Source organism: Clostridium sp. (assembly GCF_036643715.1).
GTDB lineage: Bacteria > Bacillota > Clostridia > Clostridiales > Clostridiaceae > Clostridium.
Genome location: NZ_JAVXRL010000006.1, coordinates 48,848 through 63,676, shown reverse-complemented (window position 1 = coordinate 63,676; position 14,829 = coordinate 48,848). Strand labels below are relative to the sequence as shown.

Below are 14,829 nucleotides of genomic sequence, written 5' to 3'. Positions count from 1 at the left end.
TTCCTTTAAATCATTGTCCACTTTTTCTTTTTTATAAGTATTATTAGCTTTATTTGTGTTGTCTAAAAAATCATCTATTTTTGATTCGTTTAAATTTGCAACTGCTTCTTTTTCATCACTTTCATTAAAATATTCATCCTCATCATCTAAAGAAGAATTTTTCATAAAATCAAGAATTTTTATTTTACTGTTAACACCATTTAAAAATTCTTTTTTGTAACTACTACTCTCTTCTTTTTTAGATACTTTAATAAAAGTGTCATCTATATCCTTATTTTCGTCATATTTATTTTGCTCTTGTTTTTTAATTTTAGTTTTTTTTATTTTTTTACTATTTTTTTTAACACAGATTCCAACATCATAAAGTGTAATATCAAAAGTAATGATGGTAGCAATTCCAATAAGTGCAGTATAAATTATATATGAACCTATACTTCCTAAAAACTTATACAAAGGATATGCTACTGTATAACCTAAAATACCTCCATTTAAAATTGACTTCATTTTTATTATGTTTTGAATTCCGTCTCCAAAAGAGTTCAAATTGGTTAACATCTGAATATATATAGTTGAAAAAATTAAAATTGTTATAATAACGTATATTGTAATTCCATAAAATTTAATATTTAGAGTAATATTTCCTTTTGTCTTTATATATTCATAACCTAAATATAATATATATATAGGTAATATATATGAACCAACGCCTATTAATAAATGAGATAACCTTTGAGAAACAGTGGACAATACCCCTATAAAATCAGTATATATTGCAACTGAAAGCAATATTCCAATTGCTATATATAAAACTCCAAATATATCTTCATTTTTATTCTTTTTATTTTTTTTCATATTGTTCTTTTTATTTTTCTTAGTCAAAAATAATCACCCCACTTTATTATTTTCTACAAATCAAATTAAATTCCTTTATAAACATAATAAAATCAGCCATAAATATTTATAGCTGATTTTATTTTATTCATGTAAATCTATTAATGAATTTAATTTTGAAATGGCTTCTTTTAATCCTCCCACTTCATTTATCAATCCACATTCAACTGCTTGATTTCCTATTAATATCGTTCCAACATCATTTAATAAATCACCTTGTTGTCTTAATAGACTATCTAGCTCATCATTTTTGATATTAGAAGTCCTTACTATAAAATCATTAATTCTTTCTTGCATCTTTTTAAAATACTCGAAGGTTTGTGATACTCCAATTATAAACCCATTCATCCTTATAGGATGAACAATCATAGTTGCAGATGGAGTTATAAATGAATACTCTGATGAGGTTGCAAGTGGTACTCCAATTGAATGTCCACCGCCAATAACAATTGATACAGTTGGTTTAGATAATGAATTAATCATTTCAGCAATGCCTAGCCCCGCCTCGACATCTCCACCTACAGTATTTAACACTATAAGTACCCCTTTGACATTATCATTTTGTTCAACATCTATTAATTGGGGAATTATATGCTCATACTTAGTAGATTTATTTTGAGCTGGTGATACCATATGACCTTCAATTTGACCAATTATCGGTAACACACGCACTCTTTCATTTGGATTTACTACACCTGTATTTCCAAATTCCTTTATTGATTGAATATTTTTATCTTCTCTTTCTTCTTTTTCTTCTTCTCCGCTAAAAAATTTAATACTCATAAACATTCCTCCTATACGTTTTTAGTTTGTACAAGAGGAATTATTTTATACTTATTTTAAATTTTAAACTTAGACATTATGATAATTCAAAAGATTTATGAAGTGCATTAATCGCTTTAGTTACATTTTCAGAATCAATCAAGCACCATATAGTCATATGTGAATCGGCTGTTTGTAAAACTTCAATATTATTATCATTTAAAGATTGGATTATTCTTGCAATAACTCCAGGTATACCCGTCATTCTTGAACCAACAATTGCCAATTGACTACAATTTTCTTTTAACGAATATTTAATTCCTACAGCTTCTAATATGTTTTTAAGTTGTTCTTTCTTATCTTTGCCTATAGTAAATATTTGTTGTTCAGGAAAAATATTTATTAAATCCAAACTTATTTTATTAGCTGCAAGTAAACTCAATAAATCCTTATACTTTTGATTACCAGTATTCTCTTTAGCTTTTATTCTAACTTGTATTCTATCATTTTGATGTGTAATACCTGTTATTATCTTAGTATTATTGACATCTCCATTATTATTTATCAAAGTTCCTTTAGCGTCACTCATAGTATTTTTAATAAATAATGGAACATTACTCTTCATTGCAATGTCTACAGCTCTTGGATGTATTACCTTAGCCCCTTGTTCCGCTAACTGGAATACCTCATTATAACTAATTACATTAATTAAAGATGCATCTTTAACAATTCTAGGATCTGCTGTCATTATACCATCAACATCTGTATATATTTCTATCTGATCAGCATTTAACGCCACACCAAGTATAGCTGCACTTGTATCACTTCCACCTCTACCTAGTGTAGTAAAGAATCCATCTTCGGTAATTCCTTGGAACCCTGTAACTACTGGAACTCTTCCCTTAGAAACTAAGTCTAGTATTTGTTTCGGATCAACGTCATTATGTGATGCGTCTGCAAACACACTATCAGTCTTTATACCAGCTTGACCTCCTGTAAGTGGAATAGAGTCAATACCAACTTTAAATAATTCATTGCTCATAACTACAGAACTAATTATTTCGCCACAACACATTAATAAGTCTGATGCTAGTTTATTTGTTCCTTTAAATTTTTCATCAACTAAAGATAACAGAGTGTCTGTTGCGTATGGATCTCCACTTCTTCCCATTGCTGAAACTACTACTACTGGTGAAAATCCTTCCTCAATAGCATGTTTTACTTTTTCTACTACACGATTTCTTCTCTCTTTTGTAGATACAGATGTGCCACCAAATTTTTGTACTACAATTTTCATAGGTTTTCCCCCTTTAATTCATACCTTTGCCCTCTTTATACTTTTATCATCGGCATCTAGTATTATTGTTTTTGCCCCAACTTTCTGTACTGCACTCCAATCAATTTCTAATATCTCTCTAGCCCCACCGAATATACTAAACTTAGATGAAGATGCATCGATTAAAAGGTATCTAATATTACCCTCATCATCAATTACCAAATCATTATTTTGTAAATAATCATATTTTTCTCCATCATTAATATTTATAAGTTCGTATCTTTCTAGTTCACTAAGATATTTTATATTTTGGTCACCTTGTACGTACATATATTAATCCCTCCCTAATATTCATACGTAAATTATATGAAACTAAGGAGAGATATATTACTTTAACATTATAACTTAATTTTATCTAATTTTCTAGAATTATCATAGGCTTTAGAGTCTACATATATACATGAATCTAAATAGACTCTATCTATTTCAGGGCCTACATATGCTGTGTTTACAACACCTCTACCAAAACATTTTTTTAGAACATAATCTATATCTTCCTTTGATATATTATCAATCTTTTTTATAACCTCGTCTTCAGTCCTTATCCTATTTCTCAATAATAAAGATTTCGCATTAGCAAACATTTTAGAACTAGTACTCTCTAATCCTAATATATAATTAGCCTTTATTTTTTCTTTATTTATTCTAAGTTCTTCATCAGTTATACCATCTTTAGCAAATTTTAAAACTTCTCTCTTAATTACTTTAAGAGCTTTGTCTGCATACTCTTTGCTAAGTCCTACATAAATATTAATTATCCCAGCCTTTTGAAACGGTTGAATATATGAATATATTGCATAACATAACCCTAACTCTTCCCGAACTTTTTGAAATAATATAGATGATGCTCCTCCACCTAAAATATTATTAAGCAAAACCAACGCATATCCTTTATCATCTTCAAAAGGAAGCCCTTGAAGTCCAAGCGAAATATGTAATTGTTCGATTTCCTTTTTTGCGAAAACTGAATTTTCCTCAACAAGTGAAGCTTCATATTCTGGTTCATATTTGTTATCACTTTCCCATATACCAAAATATTTTTCAACAAGATCTTCAACTTCTCTTTCATCGAACTTTCCACATATAGATATTACTGAATTATAAGGTGTATATTTTTGATTTATAAACTCTACTATTTTGTCTCTTGATAAATTCTTAATCTTATCTATAGTTCCAAGAATAGGATATGCTAATGAATTATCGCCAAATGATGCTTTTGAATGTAAATTATCTAAAACATCCTCCGGATTGTCTTCATTCATATTAATTTCCTCAATTACGACGCCCTTTTCCTTCTCTATATCTTCTTCATCAAATTTTGAATTTAATAACATGTCTGATAATATATCTAAAGAAATATCCAAATGTGTACTTAGAGATTTTATATAGTAACAAGTTGATTCCTTGCTTGTAAAAGCATTCATCTGTCCGCCAACATTTTCTACTTCTTCTGCTATTTCCTTAGATGATCTTTTGTATGTGCCCTTGAAAAACATATGTTCAATAAAATGAGAAATACCATTCAATTCCAAATTCTCATTTCTTGACCCATTTTTAATCATTACTCCTACACTAACTGAATTAACCCCATCTATTTTATCCATTACCACTCTTAGTCCATTTTTTAGTGTAAAAATTTTATGCATAAAAGCCTCCTCTAGTAAAAAAAAGGCAATTACCTTGCCCTTTTAATATTACTTATCTTGTTTTTCTTCTTTTTCTTCTTCTGGAAGTGCATCTTTTCTTGATAAGTTGATTCTGCCTTGATTATCTATTTCAGTTACTTTAACAAGTATCTCATCACCAACTGAAACAATATCTTCAACTTTGTTTACTCTCTCTTTATCAAGTTTTGATATATGAACTAACCCTTCTTTATTCGGAAGAATTTCAACAAATGCTCCAAAAGTTGCTATCTTAGTTACTTTACCTAAGTAAATTTCTCCAACCTTAACTTCTTTTGTTAAGCCTTCAATTATTTTAAGTGCTTTATTTACACCATCATGATCTACAGAGGATACAAATACTGTTCCATCTTCTTTTATATCAATCTTAACGCCTGTATCTTCAATAATTTTATTTATAACCTTGCCACCAGCTCCGATTACATCTCTAATCTTATCTGGGTTAATTTTCATTATTGAAGTTTTTGGTGCATATTCAGAAACATCGTTTCTTGGTACATCTATACATTCATTAATTTTATCTAAAATAACCATTCTAGCTTTCTTAGCATTTTTTATTGCAGTTTCTACAACATTAAAACTTAAACCTTGAAGTTTAGTATCAACTTGTATTGAAGTAATTCCAACTTCAGTACCTGCAACCTTAAAGTCCATATCTCCAAAGAAGTCTTCTATTCCTTGAATATCTGTTAACACTTCTTCTTCAGATAAATCTTCTGATGTAATAAGTCCCATTGCGATACCAGCTGCTGGCCTCTTAAGTGGTACACCCGCATCTAATAATGCTAATGTTGATCCACAAACAGATGCTTGTGATGTTGATCCATTTGAGCTTAATACTTCTGATACTAATCTAATAGTATATGGGAATTCTTCTTCTGAAGGTATTAATGGTTCTAATGCTCTTTCTGCTAAAGCACCATGACCAATTTCTCTTCTTCCTGGACCTCTAAGTGGTCTTACTTCTCCAACACTGTATGCTGGGAAATTATAATGATGCATATATCTTTTTGATTCTGCTTCATCTATACCATCTAGAATTTGGATTTCACTAACTGATCCTAAAGTAGCTACTGTCATTACTTGAGTTAATCCTCTTGTAAATAATCCAGTACCATGTGTTCTTGGAAGAATAGAAACTTCGCATCCAAGTGGTCTTATTTGATCAAACGCTCTTCCATCTGGTCTTCTTTTATCTTCTAAAAGCATGTTTCTAACAACTTTTTTCTGCATTGTGTAAAGAATTTCTTTTATATCTCCTTCTTTACCAGCATGTTTTTCAGCAAATTCAGCATATACTTGCTTATTTACTGCATCCATCTTAGCATTTCTTTCATCTTTATCAATGATATACATTGCTTCTTTAACCATATCACTAGCAAAAGCTTTAACATCATCTTCTACTTCTTTGTCTACTGAAAAAACAACGGCTTCTTCTTTAGCTTTGCCAAATTTAGCCATAGCTTCTTCTTGGAATGCAATGATTTTCTTTCCTGCTTCAAATCCAAATTCGATAGCCTTTATCATAGTATCTTCATCTATTTCATTTCCACCAGCTTCAATCATCATTACCTTTTCTTTAGTAGAACAAACTGTAAGTTCTAATATACTTTGTTCTCTTTCTGCTGATGTAGGATTCAATACAAAGTTACCATCAATTAGCCCAACTTGAACTCCAGCAACTGGCATATTATAAGGTATGCTTGATAATGATAATCCCATTGATGCTGCATTTATTGCTAATATTTCTGGCAGGTTATCCTTTTCAACTGAAACAACTGTGCATACAACTTGAACATCATTTCTATATCCCTTTGGGAATAATGGTCTTATTGTTCTATCAACTGCTCTTCCGTGTAGAATAGCCTTTTCTGATGGTCTTCCTTCTCTCTTAATAAATCCTCCTGGAATCTTTCCTACTGAATATAATCTTTCTTCATATTCAACACTTAAAGGGAAAAAGTCAATTCCAGCTCTTGGTTCTTCTGACTTGTTTACATTTGTTAATATTACAGTATCTCCATAGCTCATTAAGATAGCAGCATTTGATAACATACCAAAGTCGCCACATTCAACTTTCATTTCTCTTCCAGCTATTACTGTACTAAGTGTGTTCCTCATAAAGGACCTCCTTTCACCTTGTTTACAAATTTTTCTAACGAGTTTAAAATAATAGAGCGGTTTTACCCGCTCTAAGCTATCTTCTTAAACCTAATTTTTTGATTATAGCTCTATATCTTTCGATATCTTGCTTTGCTAAGTAGTTTAAAAGACCTCTTCTTTGTCCTACCATCATTAATAGTCCTCTTCTTGAGTGGTGATCTTTCTTGTGAACTTTTAAATGTTCAGTTAATTCAGCTATTCTTTCACTTAATAAAGCTATTTGAACTTCTGCTGATCCTGTATCATGTTCACTTCTACCAAATTCTTTAATTATTTCTTGTTTTCTTGCCTTTTCCATAATTACACCTCCGTAAAATATCCCCTTAGTTCCATGTAATAAGATGGCGACCTTATAACATAGGACTAGGTTTACGCTATTATTATAACAAAACAATAGAATATTGTAAATAAAATTTATATAATAACGTCAATTTCTTTCATTTTTGCATATTCTTCATCTTTTTTTAGCTGTTTTTTCAACTTTTCTAATGAATCAAACTTCTTCTCATCTCGTATTCTTTCTAAGAAATATATACTAATTTCTTCATCATATATATATTTATCAAAATCTAGAATAAAAGTTTCAATTGTTAATTTTTGACCATTTACAGTTGGATTGCTACCAACCGAAGTAATTCCTTTATATATTGTATCTTTCCACTTAACATTAGTGTAATATACACCCTTTTTAGGAATTAATTTATCTTTATTATATTTTAGATTTGCAGTTGGAAAACCTATAGTTCTACCAAGTTGTTTTCCCTTTTCAACTTCTCCTCTAATACAATACGGTCTTGTTAACATCTTATTGCTTCCGCAAATATTACCTTTATTTAAAGATTCTCTTATCCTAGTACTACTAATAACACTTTCGTTAAACATCATTGGTTTTATTATCTTAATTTTATAGTTATATTTTGATGAAAGTTTCTCTAAAAGATCAGTATCCCCTAAATTTTTATGTCCAAATCTATAGTTAAATCCTACAATAATACCTCTAATATTGTAGTCACTACAAAGTTTTTCAATAAATCCTTCTGGAGACAACTTCATGAACTCTTCATCAAAGTCCACAAGAACAACTTTATTAATTCCTTCAATTTTTAAAATATGTAATTTTTCTTCATTATCCATTAAATATTTCAAGTCACTTTTTGGATTAATAACAGTTCTTGGATGATTTCTAAATGTAAAAACCATACTTTTACATTTATCTTCATTTGCAAGTTTAATACATTCATGAATTAATGTTAAATGACCTTTATGTAAACCATCAAAACTTCCAAGTGCAACATAGTACTCATCTTTTTTGTTAGTTACTTTTCCATCCACTACCTTCATATCCTTTAGCATTCTCCTAAGTTACATTAATAGCTTTTCTAACTTAAAACCGCCTTCATCTTTTTTACCAAGACCAATAAAAAAACCATCTTCATCATATACTCTATATAAAGTATTAAATTCAGCTTCACTATTTAATAATCTTTTATCATATACTTTAGCACCATTTATAAGTAAATCTCTAAATCTATTATTTATAACAATTTTCTCATAGGCATCTAAAGCCTTATCAATTGGAATTAAATAGTCTTCTATATTTTCTTCTGTTAATTCATTTATGTTAATACTGTCTTCTTCTTTAAATATTGATGTTGCAGTTCTTCTTAAATTTACCATAGTTCCATATACACCAAGTTTTTCACCAATATCATAGCATAAGCTTCTTATATATGTTCCTTTAGAACAGGTTACAGTCATAATAACTTCAGGAATATTTATTTCTATATCAGTTATATCGTGTATAGTAATATCTCTTCCTTCTCTTTCTACCTCTATACCTTGTCTAGCTAAATCATAAAGTCTAACTCCATTTTTCTTAAGAGCTGAGTACATAGGTGGTATTTGACTATAAGTACCTTTAAAAGAATTAACTACATCTAACACTTCATCTTCACTTAAATGATTAACCTCTTTTCGATCTAAAACTTCACCTTCTAAGTCATAAGTTGTTGTTTTAAATCCAAGTTCAAGTTTTACCTTATAAGTTTTAGGAGCTATCATTATATAATCAATAATTTTTGTTGCTTTACCTAAACAAACTGGCAAAACACCTAAAGCTTCTGGATCTAATGTACCTGTATGTCCTACTTTTTTTTCATTGGCAATTTTTTTAATTTTCCGTACAACATCAAATGATGTCATCTTAGGATTTTTAAAAACATTAATTACGCCTTGCATTTTTTAATCTCTCTTTCGATAGCATTTAAAAGATTATCTTTTGCAATTCTAAGTGGAACTCCTCGTTGAATAAGTCCTGATGCTTTAGGATGGCCACCGCCATCAAATTGTTCTGCAATTCTTCTAACATCAAAATTGCTTTTAGATCTAAGGCTAGATTTAACGCCTTCTGAAACTTCCTTAAGAAGCACAGCAACCTCAACTGATTTAATGCTAAGTAAATTACCTATAATATCTGATGTATCTTCTTTTTCTCCATCAAATTTTCTAAGTGTATCATTATCTAGAGCAACAGCCACAACTTTACCATCAAAGTATAGTTTAGCATTTTGGAAGGCATATCCCATAAGGTTAAGTTTGTTTATACTTCTATTGTCAAATAATTTATTATATATTTCAGAATTATTAACACCAACACCTATTAATGTTCCTGCTATTTCATGTGTTCTTTGAGTAACATTAGAATGTCTAAATGATCCAGTATCAGTTACTAACGATGTATAGAGACAAGTCCCTATTCTCGTTAATATATCTTCTTTTACCGAAAATTCAAATCCAATTTCTTTCAATAATAAATAAACTATTTCAGCAGTAGCAGCAGCAGTAGTGTCAACATAATTAATAAAGCCATACTTATCATTTGATATATGATGATCTATATTAATTACCATCCCCTTAAATCCTGAAAGGTTTGCTGATATTCTATCTACATTTCCGCAATCTAATACTATAACTAAATCAGTACCTTCTTTAGGTTCTGCAATTTCTCCATTTATTTCTTCAGAGAAAGGAAGGAAAGAGAGACTTTCTGGAAGTGTATCTTTTGATAAAATATACACTTCCTTTCCAAGTTCTCTAAGTCCATTAAATAATCCTAATGCACTGCCTATAGCATCTCCATCTGGTGATGTGTGGAAGGTAATACCAATTTTATTAGCCTCAATGATAAACTTTTTAATATCCTTAAGTGCCATATTATTGTTCCTTAGCCTTTCTTATCAGCCCATCGATTTTCATTCCATAATCAATTGACTCATCTAATTCAAAAATTATTTGAGGGGTAACTCTTAGCTTAACTTTACGGCCTACTTCTCTTCTTATAAATCCGCTAGCACTCTTTAGAGCTTTTAAGTTAGCCTCTTTTTCCTCTTTACTGTTTGCAAATATACTTACAAATATTTTTGCATATCCTAAATCTCTAGTTACTTCAACTGAAGTAACTGATATCATAGCAGTTAATCTTGGATCTTTTATTTCATTTTGAATTAAATTACTTACTACTTTTTTTACTTCTTCGTTTATTCTTCCGCCTCTGTAATTAGCCATACCTATCACCTCTTAAATATTAAAGTTCTTTTCTTATTATGGCTTCCATTGTGTAAGCTTCAATAATATCTCCTTCTTTGATATCATTGAATTTTTCAACGCTTAAACCACATTCATATCCACTTCTAACTTCCTTAGCATCATCTTTAAATCTCTTTAATGAAGCTAAAGTTGATTCGAATACTACAATACCATCTCTAATTACTCTTATATCTGAATTTCTTGTAATTTTACCATCTAAGACATATGCTCCAGCTATAGTTCCAACACTTGATATCTTGTAAGTTTCTCTTACTTCAGCCTTACCTAATATAACTTCCTTATATTCTGGCTCAAGCATTCCTATCATAGCTGATTTAACATCATCTATTGCATCATATATTATTCTATAAGTCTTAACATCTACGCCTTCTTTTTCTGATGCATTTACTGCATTAGTGTCAGGTCTTACGTTAAATCCTATAACTATAGCATTTGATGCACTTGCAAGAGTTATATCTGTTTCAGTTATAGCACCAACACCACCGTGTATTACTCTAACTTTAACATCATCTGTTGATAACTTTTCAAGTGATTGTCTTATAGCCTCAACTGAACCTTGAACGTCTGCTTTAACTATTATATCAAGTTCTTTTACAGTACCCTCTTTTATTTGGCTATATAAATCTTCAAGTGATACTCTATGTCTAGCATTTAATGTATCATTCTTTTCTTTTTGCTTTCTTAATTCAGCCATATTTCTAGCAGTTTTTTCATCTTTAACTTGGTTAAATCTGTCTCCTGCTGATGGAACTTCTGATAATCCAAGTATTTCTACTGGAATTGAAGGTCCTGCTGATTTAATCTTTTTACCAGTATCATCAAACATAGCTCTTACTCTTCCGTATGTTGATCCAACTAATATTGAATCTCCAACATGTAATGTACCATTTTGAACTAGTAAACTTGCAACAGCTCCTCTACCTTTATCAAGTTTAGCTTCTATTACAGTTCCTTTTGCTTTTCTGTTAGCATTAGCTTTAAGCTCTAACATTTCTGAAGTTAATAGTACCATTTCTAATAATGTATCTATTCCCTCACCTTGCTTAGCTGAAACTGGAACACAAACTGTATCTCCACCCCAGTCTTCTGAAACTAACCCATATTCAGTTAATTCTTGTTTAACTTTTTCTATATTAGCATTTGGTCTATCTATTTTGTTTATTGCAACAACCATCGGTACTCCAGCAGCTTTACAGTGATTTATAGCTTCTTTTGTTTGAGGCATAATTCCATCATCAGCAGCAACAACTAAAATAACAACATCTGTTATTTGTGCTCCTCTAGCTCTCATAGCTGTAAAAGCTTCATGTCCTGGAGTATCTAAGAATGTAATCTCTTCTCCATTAACATTAACTGTGTAAGCTCCTATATGTTGAGTTATTCCACCAGCTTCTGTTGCAGTAACTTTCGCTTTTCTTATTCCATCTAAAAGTGATGTCTTACCGTGATCAACGTGACCCATTACAGTTACAATTGGAGGTCTTTTTTGAAGATTCTCTTCTGTATCTTCTTCCATCTCTAATACGTCTAATTCTGCTGTTTCTTCTTTAGCACCAATTAAAACTTCGTATTTTTCACATACTTTCTCAGCTGTTTCGAAATCTATCTCTTGATTTATTCCAGCCATAACGCCTGTAAATATAAGAGTTTTTATAACATCTGCAGTAGGCTTATTAAGTTTCTCTGCAAGTTCTTTAACTGTTATAGTTTCTCCAACTTCAATTACTGTTTCAATAACATCTGATTCATCTTCGTCTTTTGAATCTTTCTTGTTTTTCTTTTTCTTTTTAGCACCTTTATTAGCTTCTTCGTCAGCTATTTTTTCGTATTCTTCAACAACATCTTCCTTGTTTTCTGAAGAACTTTGGTTTCCTAAAAGTTCCTTTATAAGTTCTGCATCTTCGTCCTCTATAACACTCATGTGATTTTTGACTTCTATGTTGAACTCATCCATTAATAACTCGATTAAATCCTTTGAACTTATATTAAGCTCTTTTGCTAATTCATATACTCTAATTTTTGACATACAGTCACCCCCGATTAATTTCTACATATATTGTCCTCCTCATAAAGAGCTAGTAATTTATTAGCCATATTTTTATCTTGGATTGACAAAACTTTTATTTCGTCTTTTCCTATTCCAGCGCCTAAATCCTCTTTAGAGAAATCTTCTATATATGGTATATTTTTTTCATTACAATGTTTTACAAACTTATTTCTTGTTGATTCTGATGCATCTTTAGAAATAATAAAAAGATACATTCTTTTCTTGTTTCTTAATTCATTACATTTACTGTAACCTTCAATAAGGTTACCTGATCTTTTAGCTAAACCTAGAAAATTGAAAAATTTATTCATGATCCATTTCTTCCCTTAGTCTAATATATATTTCTTCGCTTATTTGAACTTCAAGATTTCTACTTAATCTTCTAGTTTTGAAAGCTTTTTCTAAACAATCTTTAGATTTACAGACATAAGCTCCTCTTCCAGCTTTTTTACCAGTTAAATCAACAGAAACTTCTCCCTCTTTTGATCTAACAACTCTTATAAGCTCTTTTTTGGGCTTCATTTCCATACATCCAGTGCACATTCTTAAAGGTATTTTTTTTGTTTTCATAAAAACACCCCGCTTATTCTGATATTTCTTGTGACTCTATATTTTCTATTTGTGATTCTTCGATTATTTCTTCTTCCTCTTCTTTTAAAGCTTGTGCTTTGCTCTTAATATCAATCTTCCAGTTAGTAAGCTTAGCTGCTAATCTAACATTTTGACCTTCTTTACCAATTGCAAGGGAAAGTTGACTATCATCTACAACAACTTTAGCAGTTTTATCTTCTTCATTCACTTGAACTTCTAATACCTTTGCAGGGCTTAGTGAGTTTGCTATAAATTCTGCTGCATCATTGCTCCATTTTATAATATCAATCTTTTCATTTTTAAGTTCATTAACTATATTTTGAACTCTAATTCCTTTAGGACCAACACAAGCTCCCATAGCATCTACAGATTCATCATTTGAATAAACTGCTATTTTACTTCTTGAACCAGCTTCTCTTGAAATACTTTTGATTTCAACAACTCCATCATATATTTCAGGAACTTCTAATTCAAATAGTCTTTTAACTAATCCTGGATGTGTTCTTGAAACATGTATTTGAGCACCTTTTGATGTATTTTTAACTTCAACTATATATAATTTTAATTTTTCATTGAAATTATACTCTTCACCTTTCATTTGCTCATTAGGTCCAATAACACCTTCAAGTTTTCCTAAAGTAACAAATACTAATCCTTTATCTTTTCTAAGAATTGTACCAGTTATGATATCAAATTCTTTGTCTTTGTATTCGCTATAAACTATATTTCTTTCAGCTTCTTTGATTCTTTGTGTTACTACTTGTTTTGCAAGTTGAGCTGCTACTCTTCCAAAGTTTCTTGGTGTAACTTCGATATCAACTACATCATCAACAGCATATTTTGGATTTATCTCTTTTGCTTCTTCTAAGCTTATTTCTGTTACTTCATCATAAACTTCATCCACAACTACTTTTTGAGCATATACTCTGATTTCTCCAGTTTCTCTATCTATAGTAACTTTAACATTTTGAGCTGAAGTATATTGATTAGCATAATTTTTCTTATATGCTGCAACCATTGCATCTTCAATTGTTGTAAATATTAAGTCCTCACATATTCCTTTTTCTTTAACGATCTCTTTAAGAGCACCTATAAACTCTTCGTTCATTTTTTTATCCTCCTTTTACAGTTCCCCTTCTAAATTAGCTGATTTTATTTTTTCTTTTGGTAATTTCATATTGATTTCACCTTCAACTTCTATAAAATCAGTATCACAAGATTTTAGTATACCTTTTATATTTTTACGTCCGTTTAATGAACCTGTAAATTTTACAAATATTTCATTGCCAATATTCTTTTCAAAATGTTCATCCTTAAATAAACCTCTGTTTATTCCAGGTGAAGAAACTTCTAAAAAGTATGAGCTTTGAATTGGATCTTCTTCATCTAGCATTTCACTAACTCTTCTTGATACTTTTTCACAATCAGCAAGTGCTATGCCTTCTTCTTTATCTATATATATTCTTAAATAATTTTCTCCATCTTCTTTAACAAACTGAGTATGATATAACTCATATCCTAGTTCATCAGTTATTGGGAGAACTAGTTCTTCTATTTTTTCTATTAAGGCATCTTTTTTCATATGTTACCCTCCTTTGCAATATTCAATTTTAATAGTATTATTCCCAAATATCTAGAATTCTATTTTTTTAATTAAAAACGCAACTAAATTAGTTGCGTTTCAAACAGAAAGAGCGGGCAAATTAACTCTCCCACTCCTTTATAATCTAGCTATTAGTAATAATCTT

16 protein-coding genes are annotated in these 14,829 nt (G+C 30.1%); all 16 read right to left on the bottom strand.

The window, feature by feature from the left end; all coding sequences use genetic code 11:
• Positions 1-879: DNA translocase FtsK 4TM domain-containing protein (locus RSF37_RS03410; protein ID WP_332562984.1), on the bottom strand; the 879-nt coding region annotated here is incomplete at its 3' end.
• A gap of 96 nt (positions 880-975) precedes the next feature.
• Positions 976-1,674 carry a ClpP family protease gene (locus RSF37_RS03405; RefSeq protein WP_332562983.1) on the bottom strand — a complete coding sequence of 233 codons (699 nt, stop codon included), beginning with the start codon at positions 1,672-1,674 and terminating at the stop codon, positions 976-978.
• 76 nt (positions 1,675-1,750) lie between these two features.
• The gene (gene dapG, locus RSF37_RS03400) at positions 1,751-2,950 is read right to left on the bottom strand and encodes an aspartate kinase (protein WP_332562982.1); all 1,200 of its coding nucleotides are present in this window, start codon (positions 2,948-2,950) and stop codon (positions 1,751-1,753) included.
• Between the two features lie 18 nt (positions 2,951-2,968).
• A complete protein-coding gene (locus RSF37_RS03395) occupies positions 2,969-3,259 on the bottom strand; it encodes a YlmC/YmxH family sporulation protein (protein ID WP_332562981.1) in 291 nt (96 codons plus the stop codon).
• 68 nt (positions 3,260-3,327) lie between these two features.
• Positions 3,328-4,635, bottom strand: coding sequence for a M16 family metallopeptidase (locus tag RSF37_RS03390; protein ID WP_332562980.1), 1,308 nt, complete (start codon positions 4,633-4,635; stop codon positions 3,328-3,330).
• Positions 4,636-4,683: 48 nt separating this feature from the next.
• Positions 4,684-6,795, bottom strand: a complete 2,112-nt coding sequence (locus RSF37_RS03385; protein ID WP_332562979.1) for a polyribonucleotide nucleotidyltransferase — start codon at positions 6,793-6,795, stop codon at positions 4,684-4,686.
• Positions 6,796-6,871: 76 nt separating this feature from the next.
• On the bottom strand, positions 6,872-7,135 hold the full coding sequence (gene rpsO / locus RSF37_RS03380; RefSeq protein WP_332562978.1) for a 30S ribosomal protein S15: 264 nt from the start codon (positions 7,133-7,135) through the stop codon (positions 6,872-6,874).
• A gap of 116 nt (positions 7,136-7,251) precedes the next feature.
• A complete protein-coding gene (locus RSF37_RS03375) occupies positions 7,252-8,178 on the bottom strand; it encodes a bifunctional riboflavin kinase/FAD synthetase (protein ID WP_332562977.1) in 927 nt (308 codons plus the stop codon).
• Between the two features lie 21 nt (positions 8,179-8,199).
• Positions 8,200-9,075 (bottom strand): tRNA pseudouridine(55) synthase TruB, encoded by an 876-nt coding sequence (gene truB, locus RSF37_RS03370; protein ID WP_332562976.1) that lies wholly within the window; start codon positions 9,073-9,075, stop codon positions 8,200-8,202.
• The gene (locus tag RSF37_RS03365) at positions 9,063-10,049 is read right to left on the bottom strand and encodes a DHH family phosphoesterase (protein ID WP_332562975.1); all 987 of its coding nucleotides are present in this window, start codon (positions 10,047-10,049) and stop codon (positions 9,063-9,065) included. Before RSF37_RS03365 ends, truB begins: the two co-directional genes overlap by 13 nt.
• Before the next feature lies 1 nt (position 10,050).
• The gene (gene rbfA, locus RSF37_RS03360) at positions 10,051-10,401 is read right to left on the bottom strand and encodes a 30S ribosome-binding factor RbfA (protein ID WP_332562974.1); all 351 of its coding nucleotides are present in this window, start codon (positions 10,399-10,401) and stop codon (positions 10,051-10,053) included.
• Between the two features lie 19 nt (positions 10,402-10,420).
• Positions 10,421-12,469: a translation initiation factor IF-2 gene (gene infB / locus RSF37_RS03355; RefSeq protein ID WP_332562973.1), complete on the bottom strand. Its 2,049-nt coding sequence runs from the start codon at positions 12,467-12,469 to the stop codon at positions 10,421-10,423.
• Positions 12,470-12,483: 14 nt separating this feature from the next.
• Positions 12,484-12,801, bottom strand: coding sequence for a ribosomal L7Ae/L30e/S12e/Gadd45 family protein (locus RSF37_RS03350; RefSeq protein WP_332562972.1), 318 nt, complete (start codon positions 12,799-12,801; stop codon positions 12,484-12,486).
• Positions 12,794-13,060 (bottom strand): RNase P modulator RnpM, encoded by a 267-nt coding sequence (gene rnpM, locus RSF37_RS03345; RefSeq protein ID WP_332562971.1) that lies wholly within the window; start codon positions 13,058-13,060, stop codon positions 12,794-12,796. Before rnpM ends, RSF37_RS03350 begins: the two co-directional genes overlap by 8 nt.
• A 13-nt stretch (positions 13,061-13,073) precedes the next feature.
• Positions 13,074-14,189: a transcription termination factor NusA gene (gene nusA, locus RSF37_RS03340; RefSeq protein WP_332562970.1), complete on the bottom strand. Its 1,116-nt coding sequence runs from the start codon at positions 14,187-14,189 to the stop codon at positions 13,074-13,076.
• Positions 14,190-14,204: 15 nt separating this feature from the next.
• Positions 14,205-14,663: a ribosome maturation factor RimP gene (rimP, locus tag RSF37_RS03335; protein WP_332562969.1), complete on the bottom strand. Its 459-nt coding sequence runs from the start codon at positions 14,661-14,663 to the stop codon at positions 14,205-14,207.
• Between the last annotated feature and the right edge of the window lie 166 nt (positions 14,664-14,829).